The following is a 23,884-nucleotide window of genomic DNA, read 5'->3' on the forward strand; positions in this document are numbered from 1 at the left end:
AAATGATAAAAATGAAGGAAATAAAACAGTTATGAAACAATGGATCAGAAAAATGTATGAAAGTTCCGTAATCCGCTATGTTTTTTTTGGCGGATGCACTACGCTGGTGAATCTGGTCAGCTTTTTTGTTCTGAGAAAACTTGATGTGGAACTCAATATTGCTAATATTATTTCTATCATACTGGCGATTCTGTTCGCCTATGTGGTAAATTCGAAATTTGTTTTTCAGGATAAATGTGAAACTCTGAGAGATCATATTCAGCCATTTTGTAAATTTATCAGCGCCAGATTAGTGACTATGGTGATTGAGGTTGGCGGTGTCTGGCTGCTTGTGTCAGTAATGGGACTAAATGATATGATCGGTAAATTTCTGACGCAGTTTATCGTGCTGATATTGAATTACATATTTAGTAAATTTTTTGTATTTACAACAGGAAAGAGAGGGAAGAACTCATGACATTGCAGGAAGCTGTTTCCAATATTGAACCGTTAGATCAGAAAGCTATGGTTATTGCACAGAAAAGATGGGACAGTATTGCGAAACCATTACATTCTCTTGGAAAACTGGAAACTCTGTTGACACAGGTTGCAGGAATTACAGGGAATGCTGATATTGACCTTTCTAAAAGAGGTCTGGTCGCTATGTGCGCAGACAATGGTGTGGTAGAAGAAGGGGTGACTCAGACAGGGCAGGAAGTAACTGCAATCGTGGCAGAGAATTTTCTGAGATATGATACCTCCGTTGGTGTGATGTGTAAACAGAATCATGCGGAGATTTTTCCGGTAGACATGGGTATGGTAACTGATACAAAAGTACGCACAGATCACAAGGTTGCGTATGGTACGCAGAATATGACCAAAGGCCCTGCCATGACAAGAGAACAGGCCATAAAAGGTATTGAAGCAGGAATTGCTATGGTAGAAGAGTTAAAAAATAAAGGGTATAAGATTCTTGCAACAGGAGAGATGGGAATCGGAAATACGACTACCAGCAGTGCGGTGGCTTCTGTATTGTTGGATCAGCCGGTAGAAGAGATGACTGGACGTGGCGCAGGGCTGACAAGTGAAGGTCTGGTACGAAAAATCGCAGCAATCAGGAAAGCAATTGAGCTGAATCAGCCGGATCCTTCAGATGCAATCGATGTCCTGGCGAAGGTTGGTGGTCTGGATATCGCAGGAATGGCGGGTGTATTCCTTGGCGGAGCGGTTTATCATGTTCCGGTTATAATGGACGGATTTATTTCCTGCGTTTCTGCATTGATCGCGATGCAGATTTGCCCGGCAGCAGGGGACTATATCCTGGCATCTCATGTATCGAAAGAGCCGGCTGCGCATCTGATTCTGGAGCATATGAAGAAAGAAGCGATTCTTTATGCGGATATGTGTCTTGGTGAGGGAACCGGTGCGGTAGCTTTATTCCCGATTCTTGATCTGGCGGCGGCTGTTTATCATTCTATGAGTACTTTTGAAGATATCAATGTGGAACAGTATGAGGAGCTGAAATAATGTTGACAATTGTGACCGGAGGAAGCGGAAGCGGGAAATCGGCTTTTGCGGAGGATAAGGTGCTTGCTTTCGGGGAAGCACAGAGGGTTTACATAGCAACAATGCATCCGTTTGATGAAGAAAGCCATAAAAGAATCGAGAGACACCGCAAAATGCGTGCCGGAAAAGGCTTTGAGACGATAGAATGCTATACCGGACTGAAAGATGTGCAGCTGCCGTCTGGCTGTGTGGTCTTGCTGGAATGCATGTCTAATCTGGTGGCAAATGAGATGTTTGAAGAGCAGGGAGCACATGAACAGACAGTAAAGGATATCATGAGTGGAATTGATGAACTGGTCCGGCAGGCAGCACATGTGGTGATCGTGACGAATGAGATTTTTTCAGATGCGGTCGTATTTGATAAAGAAATGGCTTCTTACTTAGAATATCTCGGAAAGATCAATCAGGCTGTCGCACTGAGAGCGGATGAGGTAGTGGAAGTTGTTTATGGGATCCCAGTGTATCAGAAGAAGTAGAAGAGATATTTATGATAATAAATATGATAAGAAATAAGAAGTGCTATTAAAAATAGTGTGAAAAAGAGGAAGTGCAAATGAAATCTCTATGGAATAATTTTAAGGTAGCTTTTGCCATGTTTTCAAAGATTCCCATGCCCCGTGCGGACTGGACGAAGGAAAACATGAAATATATGTTTTGCTTTTTTCCATTTATTGGAACAGTAATCGGTGCATTGACGATGCTGGTGGCATATCTGGGGCTGCGTTTTGAGTATCAGCCGGGTTTTGTGACTGCGGTTTTAGTTCTTGCACCTGTGTTCGTGACAGGCGGGATTCATGTGGATGGTCTGCTGGATACTTCGGATGCGCTCAGTTCCTGGCAGGAGAGAAGCAGAAGGCTGGAGATTCTTAAAGATTCCCATGCCGGGGCATTTGCTGTTATTACGGCTGCGGTGTATTTTGTTTGCTGGTATGGGGCATACAGCCAGTTATTTGGCATTGAGGAAAATATGAAAGCAATTGGGATTCTGAGTCTGGGCTTTATGGTTTCCAGATGCCTTTCAGGGATTGGTGTTATTACTTTTCCAAAGGCAAAGGCTGATGGTACGGTAGCAGAATTTTCAAGAAATTCTTCGGATGTGATATCAAGAAATATACTGGTGGTTTATCTGGTGATTCTTGCAGTTTTGATGATCTGGATCGAGCCGGTATGGGGAATTGCAGCTTTTGCAGGAGCGTTGCTGATCTTTGGATATTATCATCATATTGCAATGAAGTATTTTGGCGGAACGACCGGGGATATATCGGGATTTTTCCTGTGTATCTGTGAGGTTGGAATGGCTGTGATCCTTGCTGTGATCACAAATTTCTGAGTCATGTGGATATTCGGCAATGGAAAGCAGGAAATATACCTGATTTAGTCAGAATATGAAATATCTGGCAGGAATTGATAAGGAGAGTGTGGAAAATATGGAGATGATCATTGGCGGTGCATATCAGGGAAAAACTGTTTATGCAAAAAAGGAATATCCTCTGTTAAACTGGGCGGATGGAGATAAAGTAACCGAAGAGGAACTGATGAGAGCACAGGGGGTTACGGATTTTCAGAAATATATCCGCAGAGAACTGGAAAAAGAGAGAGATGTATCAGAACTTGCTGAGCAGATTATTCTTAAAAACCCGGATGTTATTCTTGTCTCTCAGGAAGTGGGATATGGAGTAGTACCGGTAGATGCCTTTGACAGGAAATACCGGGAAGCAGTAGGCCGTGTGTGTACGAAACTGGCGGCATACAGCCATAAGGTGACAAGGGTAGTCTGTGGAATCGGGACGGTGATCAAAGATGATTAAACTATGGCTGATTAGACACGGAAAGACAGAAGGAAATAAACTTGCCCGTTATATTGGCACAACGGATGAACCGTTATGTCAGGAGGGAATAGAATTCCTGAAAAAGATGGATTATCCGAAGGTGCAGGAGATTTATGTAAGTCCGCTCAGACGCTGTGTTCAGACTGCTGAGATTCTTTTCCCGGAGAAACCGGTACATATTATCGAAGAACTGGCAGAATGTGATTTTGGCGAATTTGAGAATAAGAATTACAAAGAACTGGATGGAAATCCAAATTATCAGGCATGGATAGACAGCAATGGAACTTTACCGTTTCCCGGAGGGGAGAGCAGAGAAGAATTTAGAAACAGAAACCTTAGGGGATTTGAAAAAGTAGTAACTAGCTGTATCCGTAGTCACGTAACTGAGGTGGCTTTGGTGGTTCATGGCGGCACGATCATGAATATTATGGAAGAGTATACAGATATACAAAAACAGTTTTATGAATGGCATGTCAAAAATGGTGGTGGCTATGAGGTTGAACTGGATGAGAATATGTGGAAGAACGGAAGAAAGCAGTTAAAATTAAAATCATCCATTATGGAAGGCTGATTAGGATTCACATCGTGCAGCGTTTTGCCGGGCACGGAGTGATCAGCAACACGTTTGGCGAGGATATACGAAAATCCTGAAATATAAAATATTGACAAATCTGAAAATCTGTCATGAAATCATTTTCAATATAAAAGAACGAAGTTGTTCATTTGTTAAAAATGGACGCTTCGTTCTTTTTTATTTCCGCACATCTACAAGAAACTTCGAGAAAAAAACGGAAAACTAAAAATATTTTGAAAAACCAAAAAGATTTTGTGATTCTCTCTTGCATTATGTGAAGAAATATGTTAGAGTATTAGTATAAAATTCCTAAACAATAGGTAAAAAGCAATAGTGAATTGGTGATTTTTAACAAGTAAAAGGAGGAACTATATGCTGGTAATTGGTAATGGAAGAATGATCACACGGGACGCATCCAACCCATTTGTTGAGAATGGTGCTGTTGCAATGGATGGTAACACCATAGTAATGGTGGGGGTAACTGAAGAAGTAAAGAAGGCTTATCCGGATGCCGAATTTGTTGATGCGAAGGGTGGAGTTATCATGCCGGCATTTATTAATGCCCATGAGCATATTTACAGCTCCTTCGCACGAGGATTAAGCATTAACGGATATAATCCGCAGGGCTTTCTGGATATCCTTGACGGATTGTGGTGGACAGTAGACCGACATCTTACACTGGAGCAGACGAAGCTTTCTGCATATGCAACCTATATTGACTCTATTAAAAATGGCGTAACAACAGTATTTGACCATCATGCAAGTTTTGGACATATTACAGGTTCACTCAGTGCGATTGAAGAAGCAGCCAGAGATTTAGGTGTGCGTACCTGCCTCTGCTACGAGATTTCTGACCGTGACGGAATGGAGAAATCCAGAGAATCTGTAATGGAGAACGTGAATTTTATCAAACATGCACTTGCAGATGACAGCGACATGATTGCCGGAATGATGGGTATGCATGCGTCCTTTACAATTTCTGATGAGACAATGGCTCTTTGCAACGAACTGAAGCCGGAAGGCGTCGGATATCATATTCATGTAGCGGAAGGAATTTATGATCTTCATCAGTGTCTGAAAGAACATGGTAAGCGTATCGTTGACCGTCTTTATGACTGGAATATCCTGGGACCGAAGACGTTGCTGGGACATTGTATTTATGTCAATGAACATGAGATGGATCTGATCAAGGAGACAGATACCATGGTGGTACATAATCCGGAATCTAATATGGGAAATGCCTGTGGATGTCCTCCAACTATGAGAATGGTACAGAAAGGAATTCTCACAGGTCTTGGTACAGACGGATATACTCATGATATGATGGAATCCTGGAAAGTTGCAAATGTACTTCACAAACATCATCTCTGCGATCCGAATGCGGCGTGGGGTGAGGTTCCGCAGATGCTCTTTGAGGGAAATGCGAAAATTGCCAACAGATACTTTAAGAAACAGCTCGGTGTGCTCAAAGAAGGAGCTGCCGCAGATGTGATCGTAATTGATTATGATCCGCTGACACCAATGAATGAGAATAATATTAACGGACACCTGATGTTTGGGGTAAACGGAAGCATGGTTCAGACTACCGTATGTAATGGTAAAGTTCTTATGAAAGACCGAGAGGTTCTTGTATGCGATGAAGCGAAAGTGATGGCAGATTGCCGTCGGGCTGCAAAAGAACTTGCTGATGATATTAATGGCTGATTCTTGAAATAATTTTGCTGGCACTTTTAAAGGCAAGAGGAGAAGAAAAAGTATAATAAAGGCCAGACAGGAAATTCTGTCTGGCTGAAATAAACATGAATAAAAAATAATGGAGGATCGGATTATGAGTGAAGTCATGACCTGTATGCCCTTTGAACAGTTAATGAACTGGGTATTAGAAGAGAAGAAAACAAAAGGAACCGTATTCGGACAGCACAGAGCTTATGTGGCAGAAGCTGATAAGAAGCTGAATATTTTTGAAAGAAATTTAGAGACACCGATCGGACCGGCAGCAGGACCACATACACAGCTGACACAGAATATCGTTGCTTCCTATTATGCAGGAGCACGTTTTTTTGAATTGAAAACTGTTCAGAAGATGGACGGCGCAGAACTTGCAGCCTGTATTAACAGACCATGTATCCTTGCTGAGGATGAAGGATATAACTGCGAATGGTCTACAGAGCTTTATGTTCCTCAGGCGATGGGTGAGTATATCAAAGCATGGTTTATTCTCCATGTAATCGCAAAAGAATTTGATCTTGGTGCACAGGATGGATTCCAGTTTAATATTTCTGTCGGATATGATCTCGAGGGAATTAAAACACCAAAAATTGATGGCTTTATCAATAACATGATGGAAGCGAAGGATACGGAAATCTTTAAAGAATGTAAGCAGTGGTTATTAGATAACGTAGATAAATTTGAGAAAGTTACAAAAGAAGATATCGAGGCAATTCCGTCTGATATCTGTAATTCTGCGACAATCTCTACTCTTCACGGATGTCCTCCGAATGAGATTGAGAGCATTGCAACTCATCTGTTTAAAGAGAAACATCTGAATACATTTATCAAATGTAATCCAACTCTTCTTGGATATGAATTTGCGAGAAAAACGATGGATGACATGGGATATGATTACATGGTATTCGGTGATTTCCATTTCAAAGATGATTTACAGTATGAGGATGCTATCCCGATGTTTAAGAGACTGCAGGCACTTGCAGATGAGCTGAATCTTGCATTTGGTGTGAAGATCACGAATACATTCCCTGTAGATGTTACAAGAAATGAGCTTCCAAGCGAAGAAATGTATATGTCCGGAAAATCTCTTTTCCCGTTATCCATTTCTCTTGCAGCAAAGCTTTCCAGAGAATTTGATGGAAAACTTCGTATTGCTTACTCCGGTGGAGCTGATTACTATAATATTGACCTTATCGTTAAAAGCGGTGTATGGCCTGTGACAGTAGCAACTACCTTGCTGAAACCAGGCGGATATCAGAGATTTACACAGATGGCCCAGAAAGTTATGGCTGCCGGTGTTGAAGAATGGACGGGTATTGATGTAGCTGCACTTGAGCAGCTTGCTGAGGATGCGAAGAAAGATGCACATCATGTAAAGAGCATCAAGACTCTTCCGAAGAGAAAAACAGACTCAGAAGTTCCGCTTCTTGACTGCTTCTTTGCTCCATGTGAAGAGGGATGTCCGATTCATCAGGATATCACAACTTATGTGAAACTGGCAGGAGAGGGAGATTATGCACAGGCATTAAGAGTTATCCTTGAGAAGAATGCCCTTCCGTTTATCACAGGTACTCTCTGCGCACATAACTGTATGTATAAATGTACACGTAACTTCTATGAAGAACCTGTAAATATCCGTAACACCAAGCTTATTGCAGCACAGAATGGATATGACACAGTGATCGGTGAAATCAAAGCGGGTACGGCAAATGGTAAGAAAGTAGCTGTTGTCGGTGCGGGTCCTGCAGGTATTGCTTCTGCATATTTCCTTGCAAGAGCCGGTGCTTCGGTAACAGTATTTGAGAAAGAAGAGAAAGCCGGCGGTGTGATCCGTTATGTAATTCCGGGATTCCGTATTTCTGGTGAAGCAATTGATAAAGATATTTCTTTCATTGAGAAAATGGGTGTGGAAATCAAAACCGGTACAGAAATCACATCCGTACAGGAATTAAAAGAACAAGGATACGATGCAGTGATCGTTGCAGTAGGCGCAAACAAACCGGGAACCTTGAAACTTGAAAAAGGCGAAACGGTCAATGCACTGAAATTCTTAAGAGATTTTAAAGAATCAGATGGCAAAGTTTCTCTCGGAAAGAATGTTGTTGTTATCGGCGGTGGAAACACAGCTATGGATACGGCAAGAGCTGCAAAACGTACAGAGGGTGTAGAGCACGTTTATCTGGTATACAGAAGAACAAAACGTTATATGCCTGCAGCAGAAGACGAGTTGTTGGAAGTTCTGGAAGAGGGTATTGAATTCAGAGAACTTCTTTCACCGGTATCTCTGGAGAATGGCAGGCTTTTCTGCAAGAAGATGGTACTTGGCAACATGGATGCTTCCGGACGTGCCAGCGTAACAGAAACGGATGAAACAGTAGAGGTTCCGGCCGATACAGTGATCGTTGCAGTAGGTGAGAAAGTTCCGACAGAGTTCTATGAAGCAAATGGCATTGCAGTCAATGAACGAGGAAAAGCCCGCATCAATGACAAGACAATGGAGACAAGTGTAGAAGGTGTTTATGTAGCCGGTGATGGTGCGAAGGGAGCTGCTACGATCGTAGAAGCAATACGTGATGCGCAGATTGCGGTAAAAGCAATTCTCGGACATGATATCGTAAAAGGCCAGCCGGTACCTGGAACAGAAGAAGACTGCTATTCTAAGAAAGCAATTCTTAAAGAGAGTAAAGATGCTGCAAATGAAAGTGAACGCTGCCTGACTTGTAATAAAGTCTGTGAGAACTGTGTGGATGTATGTCCAAACAGAGCAAATATTTCCATCAAAGTGCCGGGAATGGCTATGAACCAGGTAATCCACGTAGATTATATGTGCAATGAATGTGGCAACTGTAAGAGCTTCTGTCCATATGCAAGTGCACCATATAAAGATAAATTTACATTATTTGCTTCAGAGGCAGATATGGCAGACAGCACAAATGACGGATTTGCAGTGATCAATCCGGAAACAAAAGAGTGTAAGGTTCGTCTGCTGGGTCAGATTTCTGACTGTAAGGCGGATGATGCCAATGATAAACTGTATGAGGGTCTTCGCAGACTGATCTGCGCGGTGATCGATGATTACGGTTATCTGATCATGAAATAGGTATTTCTGTTTATATAATCTTTATGTGACGGTGATTCCTTTTTCTGAAAATAGCAGAAAATAAAAAGAAATTAATACACTGTCCACAGTACCAAAGGCTGTGGACAGTGTGCATATCAGGCTGAACGCGGCCGCATATCAGGGGTGTATATGCGGTATCACAGGCAGACAGAGAAAAACTCCTAAAAGAGTTCAACTGAATGTCCAAAAGGCAGACGTGCAAGAAAGAAAGGAGAGTCCAATATGGCAGTATTTACAGTCAATGGACAGAAGGTCGAAACGATCAGAAATCAGAAACTGCTGCGTTTTTTGCGGGATGAACTTCACCTTACATCTGTGAAAGACGGATGCAGCGAGGGTGCTTGCGGAGCCTGTACAGTTATTATTGACGGGAAGATCTGTAAGGCATGTGTTCCAGATACAGACATGCTGGATGGCAGAACGATAATTACAGTAGAAGGTCTGACTGAATGGGAAAAAGAAGTTTATACATATGCCTATGGAAAGGCGGGAGCAGTCCAGTGTGGGTTTTGCATTCCTGGGATGGTGATGTGTACGAAGGCTCTTCTGGACGTAAATAAACAACCGACAGATGATGAAATCAAATATGCATTGCGCAATAATTATTGCCGTTGTACAGGATATGTAAAGATCATGGATGCAGTGCGGCTGGCCGCGAAGGTTTTAAGTAAAGGTGTGATTCCGGATGATATGGATGACAACTGGAATCTTGGTCATCGTGTATCCAGAATTGATGTGGAAGAGAAAGTACTTGGAACTGGCAAATATCCGGATGACTTTTACCTTGATGGAATGCTGTATGGGGCAGCACTGAGAAGTAAATACCCGCGTGCCCGTGTACTTGAAATTGATACGACAGCAGCTGAGGCACTTTCCGGAGTAGAAGCAGTTGTAACAGCAAAGGATATTCCGGGAGAAAATAAGATCGGACATTTGAAGCATGATCAGTATACTTTGATTCCTGTAGGAGGCTTAACTCATTATCTGGGTGATGCGATCGCTGTTGTAGCTGCAAGGGACAGGGAAACGGCAGAGAAAGCGAAGAAGCTGATCAAAGTCAAATATGAGGTACTGCCGCATGTTCATACGATTGAAGAAGCGGCGGCAGAAGGTGCGCCAAAAGTATTTGATGAAGAGGAAAATAACATTTGTGCACATAAGCATATCAGCAGAGGAAATGCAGAAGAGGCAATCCGTAATTCCAAATATATGATCAGTCATCATTTTGAAACTCCCTGGACAGAGCATGCATTTCTGGAGCCAGAGTGTGCTGTGGCTTTTTATGATGAAGACGGAGATGTTTTCATATATTCTACAGACCAGTCTGCGCATCAGACTTTACATGAATGTTCTCTGCTGCTCGGAACAGATAAAGTAAAAGTGCAGAATGCACTTGTCGGCGGAGGTTTTGGCGGAAAAGAAGATATGACAGTCCAGCATCTGGCGGCGCTTCTGACTTATGTAACTAAGAAACCAGTTAAGATGAAACTTACGAGGGCTGAATCTCTTCTGGTACATCCAAAACGTCATCCATTTTACATGGATATGACAATGGGCTGCGATGCGAATGGCAATATTATGGGGGTAAAGGCGAAAGTAGCATCAGATACAGGGGCGTTTGCTTCTCTTGGCGGTCCGGTGCTGGAGCGAGCGTGCACACATGCGGCAGGTCCGTATCATTATGAGAATTTTGAGATTGAAGGAACAGCATATTATACAAACAATCCGCCGGCAGGAGCATTTCGTGGATTTGGCGTGACTCAGACTTGTTTTGCGACAGAAACACTGTTGAATATGATGGCCGATAAGGTGGGAATTACTCCATGGGAGATTCGCTACCGCAATGCGATCCGGCCGGGCGAGACACTTCCGAATGGACAGATTGTGGATAATTCCACAGGTCTGGTAGAAACTCTGGAAGCTGTAAAAGAGAAATACAATGCCGCACTTGAGGCTGGAAAACCAGTCGGAATCGGATGTGCTATGAAAAATGCCGGTGTTGGCGTTGGAATTCCTGATACAGGACGTGTGAAGCTTGTATTTGAAGAAGACAGAAAACTTCATATCTATTCGGGAGCTTCCTGTATTGGTCAGGGACTTGGCACAGTTCTGACTCAGATGGTAGTTACCAACACTGATCTGAAACACGAGGATATTGTTTATGAGAGAAGTAATACCTGGTTTTCACCTGACTCGGGCACAACCTCTGGTTCCAGACAGACTCTGGTAACGGGAGAAGCATGTCGCAGGGCCTGTGATAAGATTATGGAGGACCGCAATGCAGGAAAAACAATTGATGATGTGATCGGAAAGGTTTATTATGCCGAATATCTCGCCAAGACAGATCCACTTGGTGCAAATGTACCCAATCCTGTTTCTCATGTTGCATATGGTTATGCGACACAGGTATGTATTCTGGATAAGAAAACAGGAAAAATCGAGGAGATAGTTGCTGCCCATGATGTAGGCAAAGCGGTTAATCCTTTGTCATGCGAGGGTCAGATCGAGGGTGGCGTAGTTATGTCCATAGGATTTGCTCTGCGAGAACATTATCCGATTGATGAGAACTGTAAACCTATCGAGAAATATGGTTCTCTTGGGCTGTTTCGTTCTCATGAGATTCCGAAAATCGATGCAATTGTTATTGATAAACCGGGATTAAATGTAGCATGCGGAGCTATTGGAATTGGCGAGATCACTTCGATTCCGACGGCACCTGCGATTGCAGACGCATATTTCAGGCGGGATGGTGAGAGACAATACAGTCTTCCTCTGACTGGAACGCCATATGAAAGGAAGTGCTGAGTATGGCAGTAAAGAAGAAGTTTCCATATCGTTCGGCAGTTGTAGCATGTAATGGCGGATGCAGGGCAGCAGAAGGCGAGACAGGATGTAAGGACGGCTGTATTGGATGTGGAGCTTGCGTAAATAAATGTAAATTCGGAGCGATTTCTATCAATGAATATGGTGTGGCAGAAGTAGATGAAGAAAAGTGTATTGCCTGTGGGGCTTGCACAAAGGTCTGCCCGCAGGGCGTGATCCACATTCATGAATGTGCAAATTATATTGTGGTAAAATGCTCCAATAAGAAAAAAGGCGCAGAGGCAAAGAAACAGTGCGAAGTCAGCTGTATCGGATGTGGAATCTGTGAAAAGACATGTACAGCAGGCGCGATTAAGGTGTCTGACAACTGTGCGGTGATTGACGAGTCTGTATGTTTAAGTTGTGGTATGTGTATAGTGAAATGCCCACGCCATGTAATTCATGATTTAAGAGGTATTTTTACGTAACTGTTCACGTTACTGTTCACATGCCACTATTCCGCGAGGCGTTTTGGCATGTATATGCCAAAATCCCGAGACATACAGCGCGAATTTATGCGATTAGCATAAATTCTGTGCATCGCGAAGCGTGTTACTGGGCACGGAGTGAACAGTAACCTGTTCACGAAAATACACTAAGAAATATTGAATAAAAGATTGCCAATAAACAGATAAATGTGTTATACTTATACAATAAAACAGGTAATAAATATGGAAATTAAAAAATAAGTTCGCCTGATGTCTGAAAACAGGCGGAAGGAAAGTAGCATGGTTCGGAGCCGGACATCAGTCCTGAGGGGAACAAAAGAATACCTTAGGTGAGTCCGGCTTTTTCTATATCCAGACAGAATCCTTTCCTGCGTATCAGTAAACAAAAATAAAATATAGAGAAGGTGAAAACATGATTGGAAAGAGTGTTCCAAGAGTAGATGCCTACGACAAAGTTACAGGACGTGCGAAATTTACGGATGATATAGCTCCTGCTAATTGTCTGGTGGCAAAGGTCTATCATGCAAAGATCGGAAATGGTATCGTGAAATCAATCGATACAAGTAAAGCTGAGGCTCTGGACGGCGTAGTAAAAGTAGTTACTTTTAAGGACGTACCGAATCATTGTTATCCTACACCGGGACATCCCTGGTCGGTAGAATTGGCTCATCAGGATATTGCAGATCGTAATATCCTTACCGGAAGAGTTCGTTATTATGGGGATGATATCGCTGCGGTAGTAGCTGAAGATGAGATAACGGCCCAGAGGGCATTGAGATTAATTGAAGTAGAGTACGAAGAATATCCGGTAGAGATTCATCCGCGTAAATCTATGTATGGCAGTAATCCGCCGATTCATCTGGACAAGAAGGATAATGTACTTGTCCGTTCCAACTATTTTATCGGGGATGTAGAAAAAGGATTAAAAGAATCTGCAACAGTAGTGAAACGAACCTATAAGACACCAATCGTACAACATTGTCATATTGAAAATCCGATTTCCTATGCCTATATGGAGAATGGCAGAATCGTAGTAGTAAGTTCCACACAGATTCCTCATATTGTACGTCGTGTCATTGGCCAGGCATTGGGAATCCCATGGGGAAAAATCAGAGTGATCAAGCCTTACATAGGTGGTGGATTCGGAAATAAACAGGATGTACTTTATGAGCCTCTGAATGCATTTCTTACTACTCAGGTTGGCGGCAGACCAGTCAAGCTTGATGTGACAAGAGAGGAAACTTTCTGTAATACGAGAACCCGCCATTCTATAGAATATGACCTGACGGCCGGAGTAGATAATGAGGGACATCTTCTTGCAAAGGATATGCTTGCAATCTCAAATCAGGGAGCGTACGCTTCTCATGGACATGCCATAGCAGCAAATGGCCTGACTGCATGGAGACTGCAGTATGCATGTCAAAACATTAAAGGAGAGGCCTATACTGTCTATACCAACACACCGGTAGGTGGAGCTATGCGAGGATATGGGATTCCGCAGGTATGCTTTGCAATTGAGTGCTTTATGGATGATATTGCAAAAGAAATCGGAATGGATCCACTGGAATTCAGAAAGAAGAACCTGATTAAGGGCTATTATGAAGATGCGTATCTGAAGCCGATAGCAGCGAATACCAATGGTATTTTCGAGTGTCTGAAAAAAGGTGCAGAATATATTCACTGGGATGAAAAACGAAGAGAATATGCAAATCAGACAGGAAAGATACGAAGAGGCGTGGGAATGTCTCTGTTTTCCTACAAAACCGGTGTATGGCCGATCTCTCTGGAAATCGCAGGCGCGAGAATGACTCTGAATCAGGACGGAAGTGTAGGCCTGATGTTGGGAGCAACAGAAATCGGGCAAGGTGCAGACACTGTATTTTCTCAGATGACAGCGGAAGTTTTAAATATGGATATCAGTGATATTCATATCCAGAGTGTACAGGATACAGATGTGACACCATTTGATACAGGTGCTTATGCATCACGCCAGTCGTTTGTTACAGGAACGGTGGTGAAGGATTGTGCAAATCTTATGAAGAAGAAAATTCTTGATTATGCGAAGAAACTGATGCCGGAAGAGACAAGAGAATTAAGTCTGGACCATGGTTGGATCATGGCTGGTGAAGATTATGCAATGTCTCTTGCTAATCTTGCACTTGAGAGTTATTATAGTCTGAGTAATTCATCTGTACTTACAGCAGAGGTATCTGAACAGGTAAAGAAGAATACGATTGCTACAGGCTGCTGTTTTGCAGAAGTGGAAGTAGATATTGAACTTGGCAAAATTAAGATTCTCCATATTATTAATGTTCATGACAGTGGGAAGCTGCTTAATCCAAAGCTTGCCGAGATGCAGGTTCATGGCGGTATGTCTATGGGAATGGGATATGGTCTTTCTGAACAGCTGATCCTGGATGAGAAGACAGGCAGACCTTTGAATGGAACATTATTAGACTATAAGCTGATGACAATGATGGATACACCTGATATCAAAGCCGATTTTGTGGAGCTGGATGATCCGATCGGACCATTTGGAAATAAAGCACTGGGTGAACCGCCGGCAATCCCGGGGGCACCTGCAATCCGCAATGCAGTTCTTCATGCGACGGGTGTTGCCTTTAACGAAAATCCTCTGACACCACAGAGATTGATCGATGGCTTTATGAAAGCCGGACTTATTTAGAGGGGAGGGGATTTTATGTACGATATTGAGAAGTATTATCAGGCTGAAAGCGTAGAAGAGGCAGTCAGACTGTTGAATGAGCATCCGGAGGCAAAAGTGATATCCGGAGGAAGTGATGTTCTCATTAAAATCAGAGAAGGAAAATTTGCAGGAACTTCTCTGGTGAGTATTCATGGAATTGAAGAGATAAAGGGCGTGAAAATGGCAGATAACGGCGATATTTATATTGGAGCAGGAACTGTGTTTTCACATATTACGAACGATGAGATCATAAAGAAATATATTCCGGTACTTGGGGAAGCTGTGGATCAGGTTGGCGGACCACAGGTGAGAAATATTGGCACGATCGGTGGAAATATCTGTAATGGTGCAGTAAGTGCTGACAGTGCACCAACGGTATTTTCCCTGAATGCTCTGTTGCGTCTTGAAGATGGCAAAGGAGGTCGTCTTGTTCCGGTGAAAGACTTTTATCTGGGACCTGGTAAAGTAGATCTGAGACAGGGAGAAGTATTGACTTATGTGATCATTCCTGCAAAAGAATATCAGGGTTATCGTGGGCACTATATCAAGTATTCTATGAGAAATGCCATGGATATCGCAACTATCAGCTGTAGTGTAGTCAGCAAAGTGAATCTGTCAGATGGTGTGATTGAAGATGTGCGTATTACTTTTGGAGTTGCAGCTCCGGTTCCATACCGCTGTGTAAAGACAGAAGAAGCATTAAAGGGAATGAAGATTGCAGAAGATCTGTATGAGAAAACAGCTGAGCTGGTTCGGGAAGAAATCAATCCACGAGATTCCTGGAGAGCATCTAAGGCATTCCGCCTGCAGATTGGAGGAGAAATCGCAGCGCGGGCATTGAGACGTACTATTGAACTTGCAGGAGGTGACAGCGTATGAAAAAGCAGATGCAGCTTGTACGGTGTATAGTAAACGGAAGAGAAGTAGAAGAATATGTCGATGTAAGGGAGTCGTTACTTGATATGCTCCGTAACCGTCTTGGACTTACCTCTGTGAAAAAAGGTTGTGAGGTAGGAGAATGCGGAGCCTGTACAGTAATCATAGATGGAGAAACCATAGATTCCTGCATTTATCTGGCAGTATGGGCAGAGGGCAAAAACATTCGCACACTGGAAGGTCTGGAGAAGAATGGAGAACTTACCAGAATTCAGGAAGCCTTTATCGAAGAGGGTGCAGTACAATGTGGATTCTGCACACCGGGATTTATTATGTCTGCGACTGTTTTGCTGGAACGTGGCGAGAAATTGTCGAGAGAAGCGATAAGAAAGCATATGGCGGGAAATCTGTGCCGTTGTACAGGATATGAAAATATAGTAAATGCAGTAGAAAAAGTAATGGATGAAAATGAGACAAGAAGAGGAAAGACAGTAAGATGATAAATACTAATGCCAGAAATGCCGGGGATGGATTGGAAAATGTTGTAATCATAAGAGGAGGAGGCGATCTTGCCAGTGGTACAATTCACAGATTGTATCGTAGCGGATACCGTCTGCTCGTGCTGGAATGCGAGAAACCGACCGCAATCAGACGAATGGTTTCGTTTTGTGAGGCAGTTTATGATGGACAGTCTTCAGTGGAAGGGGTTCTTTGCAGGAAGATAAACAGTATTCAGGAATGTGATGTTGTCTGGAATGCGGGAGAGATACCTCTTATGGTTGATACAGAGGGAGAAATTCTTCAGAAATACAGACCGGCTGCATTAGTAGATGCGATTCTTGCCAAAAGAAATCTTGGAACAACCAAAAATATGGCAGATCTGACGATTGCTCTTGGACCGGGATTTATGGCGGGAGAAGATGTAGACTACGTGATTGAGACTATGCGTGGACATAATCTTGCCAGAGTTATTTCCAGGGGAGCAGCACTTCCGAACACAGGAGTCCCGGGTGTGATCGCTGGCTTTGGCAAAGAGCGAGTGATTCATGCACCGGCAGCTGGTGAGATTCACTGTATCTCAAAAATTTCAGATATCGTAGAAAAAGACCAGATACTTGCGTGGATCGGGGACGTGCCTGTCAGAGCTTCTCTTACAGGTGTGTTGCGTGGTATTATACGTGATGGATTTACAGTGCCGAAAGGAATGAAGATTGCAGATATTGATCCGCGTAAGGAGCAAAAGAAAAATTGTTTTACGATTTCCGATAAGGCTCGCTGTATTGCAGGCAGCGTGCTGGAAATTCTGCTTTCAGAAGGAGTGATGCCATATGAAGCACCAGGTCGATTTTCTGGAATTACTGCAGATTGATTATGAGAGATACCCTGTAATTGCTGTCGTAGGCGGTGGAGGCAAGACGAGCCTGATCTATCGCCTTACTGATGAATTGCTTGACAGAGACAAACGAGTAATCATTACGACAACCACACATATGACAGGGGAATCAGAACTTCCCTTTGTGAGGGGAGGAGACGCTGCCAGAGTAAAAGAAATGTTGGATAGAGAAGGATATGTTATTGCAGCTGAATATGAGGAAGAAACAGGTAAATATGCAGCGCTTTCAGAGAAAAAGATGGAGGAACTGAAAGGTTTATGTGATGTGATGCTTGTGGAAGCTGATGGTGCGAAACATCATCCGGTAAAGGTTCCTGAGGCATGGGAGCCTGTAATACCTGCCTGCGCGGATATTGTGATCAGTGTGATCGGACTGGATTGTTTGGGACAGCCCATCAGTCAGAGCGCATATCGAATGGAACGAACATCAGAATTTCTCAAAAAAGGTCTGGAAGCTCCGATCACAGAGGATGATCTTATAAAGATAGCAACTTCTATCTGTGGATTGTTTAAAGACGTGGAAGAGCGGATTTACAGAGTTTATCTGAATAAATCAGATGTTCTTACAGAGGAAACATCTGCGGAGCATATCGTAAAGGAACTGGGAAAAAAACATACCATAGCAGCATATGGAAGCCTATGGGAGGAATAAAATAACTTTGAAAATTGCAATGATTATGCTGGCGGCTGGAAACAGCCGCCGTTTTGGTGGAAATAAGCTTCTGTATGAAGTAGACGGAATGCCTATGTACAGGCATATTCTGGATTTGCTTATGGAAGTGGAAAATGAAGTGAAAAACATTTTGAAACAAAATAAAGAAGGCAATCCTGTTGAGGATGAAACTGTCATTGAGCTAAATAGAGGGTGCTTAAAAAATATTACGTGTAATATTACTGTAGTCACACAATATGAAACGATCGCAGAGATGGCCATAGAAAATCAAATCCAGGTTCTCTATAACCATCATCCGGAGAAGGGAATTTCTTCAACTATTCAAATTGGGCTGAATGCCAATCTGGATGCAGATGCAGTACTATTTACAGTCTCTGACCAGCCATGGCTTAGTAAAGAGACAATCTGCAGATTGATAGAAGTATTTTTAAACAGCGAGAGGGGAATTGCCTCCGTTTCCTGTCAGGGGAAGTTAGGGAATCCATGTATTTTCAGAAAAAAATACTTTAATGAATTACTTGCGCTGGAGGGGGATAAGGGTGGGAAGAAAATAATCATGAAACATCTCGAAGATACGCAGATTTGTGAAATAGAAGATGTCAGAGAGTTAGAAGATATAGACTATCGTGATATAACACCGAAAATAAAATAAAGATTACATTTCATTCTTTATTTTAACCGAATCAAACTGCGAAGCAGTTATTTGGTGTAGAGCCGTGTAGCGAAAGCGGATGATTTTATCCGATTGACTAATGTAATAAAAAAGTTCTGGTGCTTTTGAACGTCAGAACTTTTTTGTGAGAGTATTCGCTTGTATAACAGATACCGTAGTATCTGTAAAATGAATTAAAGATGGATTTTGGTTCCGGTCTTTTCCTGAATGCCGTCTTTTGCTTTTTCCAGTAAGGTAATCATGGCAGTTCTTCCTTCCTTGGAACTTGCAAAATCAACAGCAGCCTGAACTTTAGGAAGCATGGAACCTGGGGCAAACTGACCTTCGTTAATGTATTTCTTAGCATCTTCTACCGTCAGGTCATCTAGCCATTTTTCGTTTTCTTTGCCAAAGTTTACAGCAACTTTTTCTACTGCTGTAAGAATGATAAGCATATCTGCATCCAGTTCTTTGGCCAGAAGACAGCTTGCAAAATCCTTATCAATAACAGCAGATGCACCTTTGAGATGATGTCCGTTAAGAACAACAGGAATTCCGCCGCCTCCGCAGCAGATAACGATTTTATTTGCGTCGACAAGACTATTGATTGCATCCTGTTCAACAATTTCAACAGGCTTCGGAGAGGCAACAACACGACGGTAACCACGTCCGGCATCTTCTTTCATGATATGCCCATAAGCTTTAGTCTGATACTCAGCTTCTTCTTTAGTAAGGAATTTGCCGATCGGCTTGGACGGATTTTCGAATGCAGGATCATTTGGATCAACGCGAACCTGAGTGACAACTGTTACAACAGGTGTGCGGACAAAGCCGCGGATACGAAGCTCCTCTCTTAATGCATTCTGTAAATCATAGCCGATATAAGCCTGGCTCATGGCAACACAGACGGAGAGAGGAGTATTTGGCTGATTTTCGTCTTCTCTGGAAAGAGCCGACATTGCGTTGTTAATCATACCAACCTGAGGTCCGTTTCCATGGACAACAACAACCTGATGACCTTCTTCAATCAGATCACATAATGCTTTTGCAGTAGTTTTTACAGCTACCATCTGTTCCGGGAGAGTATTTCCCAGAGCGTTTCCGCCAAGAGCGATAACAATTCTTTTTCGTGTAAACATTTGTAAAAACCTCCTGATTAAGGGCAAAGAGGGCCGCCGCAATAAACATTGTCTGCTTTCTGCGACAGCCCTGCCTGCTATACAATATAGTAATGAATGCGTTTGAGTAATCACGCTGACTGCCTGATTACTGTCTGTATGAACAATAAATTCTGTTTGTGTATAATTAAGATTTCGAGATTAATATTCTGAAAGACAGTTTATTTCAGAATTCTCGGAGCTGCCTTAACTTCAAGTTTTTTGAGGATATCCTGTGGATTTTCAAATTTGGAAAGCATGATCATAGCAGCGATGATGTATGGTTTGAAGCTTGCTTCTTTGTATAACGGGATTCTGTAACGGTCGAATACAGAAGCATCAACTTCACCTGTTTCACAGCTTACGCCTGTGATATCAGCTGGCAGGCAGTGCAGATAGAGGGCTTTTCCATCTTTCGTTGTTTTCATGAGTTCCTCAGTGCAAGCCCAGTCTTTGTGCTGTGCATTCTGAGCAAGAAGTTCTTTCTCTAATTTGTCAATTCCGTCAAAATCACCTTCTGCATAAAGGTTTGTACGTTTTTCCATAGCTGCAAATGGAGCCCAGCTCTTAGGATAAACGATATCAGCATCTTTGAAAGCTTCAGCCATATTGTTTGTTTTTGTGAAGGAACCGCCTGTAGCTTCAGCGTTTTTCTTAGCAATTTCTTCTACTTCAGGCATTACATCATATCCTTCCGGATGAGCAAGTACAACATCCATACCGAAACGTGTCATCAGACCGATCACACCCTGTGGAACGGAGAGTGGTTTGCCATAGGATGGAGAATAAGCCCAGGACATAGCGATTTTTTTGCCTTTCAGATTTTCAACACCACCAAATTCATGGATGATGTGAAGCATATCTGCCATACACTGTGTTGGATGGTCAACATCACACTGAAGGTTTACAAGAGTAGGTCTCTGCTCAAGGATACCATCTTTATTTCCTTCTGTTACAGCATCCATGAATTCTTTCTGATATGCATGTCCTTTACCGATATACATATCATCACGAATACCGATTACATCAGCCATGAAAGAAACCATATTTGCTGTTTCACGAACTGTTTCGCCATGGGCAATCTGAGATTTCTTTTCATCCAGATCCTGCACTTCCAGACCAAGAAGGTTACATGCGGATGCAAAAGAGAAACGTGTACGTGTGGAGTTATCACGGAAGATAGAGATTCCAAGACCGCTTTCGAATACTTTTGTGGAAATATTATTTTCTCTCATGAAACGAAGGGCATCAGCAACTGTGAATACAGCTTCCAGTTCATCATCTGTTTTATCCCATGTCCAGAAGAAATCGTTGTTGTACATTTCTTTGAAGTTTAAGCTGTTTAATTTGTCAATGTAATCCTGTAATGTTTTCATAAAATTAGTACCTGCTATGCTTTTGATAGCTTATCCTTTCTGAATATGAATTGTAAAATAAAATTGTAACAAAACATTTTATGTATTGTTTTTATTTAACCGGATCAAGTAAGTCCCCTGCTTCAATTGCGGAGAGCAATAAGCAGTGAGCAGGGATTTTGTCTGAACACAAATCGGGCCTCTGGGATTATAAGAATCCGTTGTCTAAAGAACGATTATTTGCAATATGCAGTTGGAAGAGCAGCATATACAGCAGCACATCTTACAAGGTCGATCTTCCATGTTTTTTCATTTGGAGCATGTGCCTGTGCCTCTGCACCAGGTCCAAATCCAATACAAGGAATGTTGTTACGTCCCATAATTGTTACACCGTTAGTAGAGAATGTCCATTTGTCTGTGAGTGGACGAGCTTTTCTCATACCCTCAGTTTCAGCATTGCCAAGACGTTCTTCGCCGTACAGTCCCTTATAAGCTTCTTCCAGAGCCTGTGTTACTTTGTGATCTTTCGGAATTACCCATGTCGGGAAGTAGCATTCAATCGGGTATACAAGTTCTGTATAGGATGGACGATTGTACTCATACATGGATACAGTTACGTCATCACCGTATTTCTTTACAGATGGAAGAGCACGAATCTCATCCAGACAGCTTTCCCATGTTTCTCCGGCTGTCATACGACGGTCAAGAGATACAGAGCAGGAGTCAGCTACTGCGCAACGGCTTGGGGATGTGAAGAAGATTTCGGAAGTTGTAACAGTACCACGTCCAAGGAAACGAGCTTCTTCCCATTCAGGGTTGTATTTCTCATCAAGCATTTTAACAAGACCTTTGATTTCGGTAGTATCAGCTGCATCGTTTTCATTTAATGCACGAATATCCTGGAGAATGTCAGCCATTTTGTAAATAGCATTGTCACCACGCTCAGGAGCAGAACCATGACAGGAAACACCCTTTACATCTACGCGGATTTCCATACGTCCACGCTGTCCTCTGTAGATACCGCCATCTGTCGGCTCTGTGGAAACAACGAATTCAGGACGAACACCATCTTCATGGATGATATACTGCCAGCAAAGTCCATCACAGTCTTCTTCCTGTACAGTACCTGTTACCAGTACCTGATATTTATCATTTAAAAGACCAAGGTCTTTCATGATTTTTGCGCCATATACTGCAGAAACGATACCGCCCATCTGGTCAGATGTTCCACGTCCTCCGATCTCCTCATCGGTTTCGAAACCTTCATATGGATCAAATTCCCAGTTCTTGATGTTACCGATGCCTACAGTATCAATATGAGCATCAAAGCCGATCAGAGTTTTACCTGTTCCCATATATCCGAGGATATTTCCCATAGGGTCGATCTGAACTTTATCAAATCCGACTTTCTCCATTTCTTCTTTGATTCTCATGATGTGTCCTTTTTCTCCACAGCTTTCACCAGGAATGCGAACCAGGTCGCGAAGGAATCTGGTCATATCATCTTTATAACCCATTGCAGCTTCGTTGATTTTTGTGTAATCCATTTTTGTATCCTCCCAATATTTATATGATCAAGTTATTTGGTTGCAAAGTATGTAATGCGCGTGTGCGATACTTTTTATAAAACCAGAAATCGCTGTGATTATTCACTTAATGATTCATTTGTTCCGTATAATCCATCCCATACGATCTCGCGGTAACGAACAGGGTCGGTATCACCCTCTGTGGAAAGAACCAGTATTACGGAGTTTTCATCCAGCTTCAGAGCTTCCCTTAAATCCTTTGCGTCTTCGTCATGAAGAGCAGTATAGCAAAGACCAAGCGGAACAGAACCTGATTCGCCGGAAACAATGTGAGGGTCATCTCCAAGTGGATTAGCGTAGATACGTGTTGCTTTTGCGCTCATCCAGTCAGGACAGGAAGCAAATACATCTACATGATTCTTGAGAATATCCCATCCAATAGTGTTTCCCTCACCGCATGCAAGTCCGGCCATGATAGTCTGAAGATCTCCGGTAACATTTACCAGATTACCTGTTTTGGCAACCGCAGAACGGTACAGACAGTCAGCGGCACTTGCCTCACAGACAGTCATGATCGGCGGGTTATCTCTATATTTATGAGCGAAATAACCAACTACAGCACCAGCCAGAGAACCAACACCGGCCTGAACAAATACGTGAGTCGGACGGTCAATTCCCATTTCTTTTAACTGCTGGTCTGCTTCAAGAACCAATGTGCCATAGCCCTGCATGATCCATGAAGGAATTTCTTCGTATCCGTCCCAGGCAGTATCCTGAACGATGATACCATGTTCTGTTTTGGCAGCTTCTGCAGCAGCCATTCTTACACAGTCATCATAGTTTACTTCTTCAATTGTAACAGTGGCACCTTCTTTGGCAATATTATCGAAACGTGTTTTTGTTGTGCCTTTTGGCATTCTTATAACTGCTTTCTGGCCGAGACGTTTCGCAGCCCATGCAACTCCACGTCCATGGTTACCGTCTGTGGCAGTAAAGAAAGTTGCCTGTCCAAATTCTTCTCTTAATTTGTCAGAAGAGAGAACATTGTATGGCAGTTCGCTGATATCGCGGCCAACTTCTTTTGCGATATAACGTCCCATTGCATAGGAACCTCCCAGTACTTTGAAAGCGTTTAAGCCAAAGCGGTAGGATTCATCCTTACAGAAAATATTCTTTACTCCTAAATATTCAGCAAGGGATGAAAGGTTCTGAAGAGGTGTCACACTATACTGTGGGAAACTCTTGTGAAACTCATTTGCTTTCTTTACGTTTTCTTCGGACATCAGTTCCAGATGTTTATCATCTGATTTCGGAACCTCATTTACAGTCCATTTTAATCCTTCTGTCATAAAATGACCTCCCTTAAAATTATCAATTGGTTTCCTTAATTTCTGACTCTATCATACCATATAAAAAAAATTTTGCAATAGAAAATAC

20 protein-coding genes are annotated in these 23,884 nt (G+C 42.5%); 16 read left to right on the forward strand and 4 right to left on the reverse strand.

Annotation, left to right across the window (positions count from 1 at the left end):
* Window positions 1-31 precede the first annotated feature (31 nt).
* The 16 genes from WKT11_RS02905 (at window position 32) to WKT11_RS02980 (ending at window position 18,409) form a co-directional block, all read left to right on the forward strand.
* A complete protein-coding gene (locus WKT11_RS02905) occupies window positions 32-457 on the forward strand; it encodes a GtrA family protein (RefSeq protein ID WP_117674650.1) in 426 nt (141 codons plus the stop codon).
* Window positions 454-1,506: a nicotinate-nucleotide--dimethylbenzimidazole phosphoribosyltransferase gene (cobT, locus tag WKT11_RS02910; protein ID WP_117674649.1), complete on the forward strand. Its 1,053-nt coding sequence runs from the start codon at window positions 454-456 to the stop codon at window positions 1,504-1,506. The genes WKT11_RS02905 and cobT overlap by 4 nt, the downstream gene beginning before the upstream one ends.
* A complete protein-coding gene (locus tag WKT11_RS02915; protein ID WP_117674648.1) occupies window positions 1,506-2,021 on the forward strand; it encodes a bifunctional adenosylcobinamide kinase/adenosylcobinamide-phosphate guanylyltransferase in 516 nt (171 codons plus the stop codon). The genes cobT and WKT11_RS02915 overlap by 1 nt, the downstream gene beginning before the upstream one ends.
* 77 nt (window positions 2,022-2,098) lie before the next feature.
* Entirely contained in the window at window positions 2,099-2,875 is a 777-nt protein-coding gene (locus WKT11_RS02920; RefSeq protein ID WP_117674647.1) for an adenosylcobinamide-GDP ribazoletransferase, read from the forward strand.
* 97 nt (window positions 2,876-2,972) lie between these two features.
* Window positions 2,973-3,353, forward strand: coding sequence for a bifunctional adenosylcobinamide kinase/adenosylcobinamide-phosphate guanylyltransferase (locus tag WKT11_RS02925; protein ID WP_117674673.1), 381 nt, complete (start codon window positions 2,973-2,975; stop codon window positions 3,351-3,353).
* A complete protein-coding gene (locus WKT11_RS02930) occupies window positions 3,346-3,945 on the forward strand; it encodes a histidine phosphatase family protein (protein WP_117674646.1) in 600 nt (199 codons plus the stop codon). The genes WKT11_RS02925 and WKT11_RS02930 overlap by 8 nt, the downstream gene beginning before the upstream one ends.
* A gap of 375 nt (window positions 3,946-4,320) precedes the next feature.
* Complete coding sequence (gene ssnA, locus WKT11_RS02935; protein ID WP_117674645.1) at window positions 4,321-5,652, forward strand: putative aminohydrolase SsnA; 1,332 nt, start codon at window positions 4,321-4,323, stop codon at window positions 5,650-5,652.
* A gap of 124 nt (window positions 5,653-5,776) precedes the next feature.
* Entirely contained in the window at window positions 5,777-8,776 is a 3,000-nt protein-coding gene (gene ygfK, locus WKT11_RS02940) for a putative selenate reductase subunit YgfK (RefSeq protein WP_117674644.1), read from the forward strand.
* Between the two features lie 243 nt (window positions 8,777-9,019).
* A complete protein-coding gene (xdh, locus tag WKT11_RS02945) occupies window positions 9,020-11,602 on the forward strand; it encodes a selenium-dependent xanthine dehydrogenase (protein WP_340282434.1) in 2,583 nt (860 codons plus the stop codon).
* A 2-nt stretch (window positions 11,603-11,604) separates the two neighbouring features.
* Window positions 11,605-12,087, forward strand: a complete 483-nt coding sequence (locus WKT11_RS02950) for a 4Fe-4S binding protein (RefSeq protein WP_117674642.1) — start codon at window positions 11,605-11,607, stop codon at window positions 12,085-12,087.
* Window positions 12,088-12,520: 433 nt separating this feature from the next.
* A complete protein-coding gene (gene xdhA / locus WKT11_RS02955; protein WP_117674641.1) occupies window positions 12,521-14,794 on the forward strand; it encodes a xanthine dehydrogenase subunit XdhA in 2,274 nt (757 codons plus the stop codon).
* A 15-nt stretch (window positions 14,795-14,809) separates the two neighbouring features.
* A complete protein-coding gene (gene xdhB, locus WKT11_RS02960) occupies window positions 14,810-15,694 on the forward strand; it encodes a xanthine dehydrogenase subunit XdhB (RefSeq protein ID WP_117674640.1) in 885 nt (294 codons plus the stop codon).
* Window positions 15,691-16,191 carry a xanthine dehydrogenase subunit XdhC gene (gene xdhC / locus WKT11_RS02965; RefSeq protein WP_117674639.1) on the forward strand — a complete coding sequence of 167 codons (501 nt, stop codon included), beginning with the start codon at window positions 15,691-15,693 and terminating at the stop codon, window positions 16,189-16,191. Before xdhB ends, xdhC begins: the two co-directional genes overlap by 4 nt.
* The gene (yqeB, locus tag WKT11_RS02970) at window positions 16,188-17,060 is read left to right on the forward strand and encodes a selenium-dependent molybdenum cofactor biosynthesis protein YqeB (RefSeq protein ID WP_117674638.1); all 873 of its coding nucleotides are present in this window, start codon (window positions 16,188-16,190) and stop codon (window positions 17,058-17,060) included. Before xdhC ends, yqeB begins: the two co-directional genes overlap by 4 nt.
* Window positions 17,020-17,736 carry a selenium cofactor biosynthesis protein YqeC gene (gene yqeC / locus WKT11_RS02975; protein ID WP_117674637.1) on the forward strand — a complete coding sequence of 239 codons (717 nt, stop codon included), beginning with the start codon at window positions 17,020-17,022 and terminating at the stop codon, window positions 17,734-17,736. Before yqeB ends, yqeC begins: the two co-directional genes overlap by 41 nt.
* Before the next feature lie 7 nt (window positions 17,737-17,743).
* Window positions 17,744-18,409, forward strand: coding sequence for a nucleotidyltransferase family protein (locus WKT11_RS02980; RefSeq protein WP_242986699.1), 666 nt, complete (start codon window positions 17,744-17,746; stop codon window positions 18,407-18,409).
* 194 nt (window positions 18,410-18,603) lie between these two features.
* Here the strand turns inward: WKT11_RS02980 and arcC are convergent, their stop codons facing one another.
* The 4 genes from arcC to dpaL all read right to left on the reverse strand — a co-directional run bounded on the left by arcC (window position 18,604) and on the right by dpaL (window position 23,796).
* Window positions 18,604-19,548: a carbamate kinase gene (arcC, locus tag WKT11_RS02985; RefSeq protein WP_117674635.1), complete on the reverse strand. Its 945-nt coding sequence runs from the start codon at window positions 19,546-19,548 to the stop codon at window positions 18,604-18,606.
* A gap of 200 nt (window positions 19,549-19,748) precedes the next feature.
* Complete coding sequence (gene ygeW, locus WKT11_RS02990; protein ID WP_117674634.1) at window positions 19,749-20,942, reverse strand: knotted carbamoyltransferase YgeW; 1,194 nt, start codon at window positions 20,940-20,942, stop codon at window positions 19,749-19,751.
* A 215-nt stretch (window positions 20,943-21,157) separates the two neighbouring features.
* Complete coding sequence (locus WKT11_RS02995) at window positions 21,158-22,468, reverse strand: YgeY family selenium metabolism-linked hydrolase (protein WP_117674633.1); 1,311 nt, start codon at window positions 22,466-22,468, stop codon at window positions 21,158-21,160.
* Window positions 22,469-22,566: 98 nt separating this feature from the next.
* Entirely contained in the window at window positions 22,567-23,796 is a 1,230-nt protein-coding gene (gene dpaL / locus WKT11_RS03000; RefSeq protein ID WP_117674632.1) for a diaminopropionate ammonia-lyase, read from the reverse strand.
* Window positions 23,797-23,884: the final 88 nt, after the last annotated feature.

It is taken from the genome of Blautia sp. HCN-1074 (assembly GCF_037890165.1).
GTDB lineage: Bacteria > Bacillota > Clostridia > Lachnospirales > Lachnospiraceae > Blautia_A.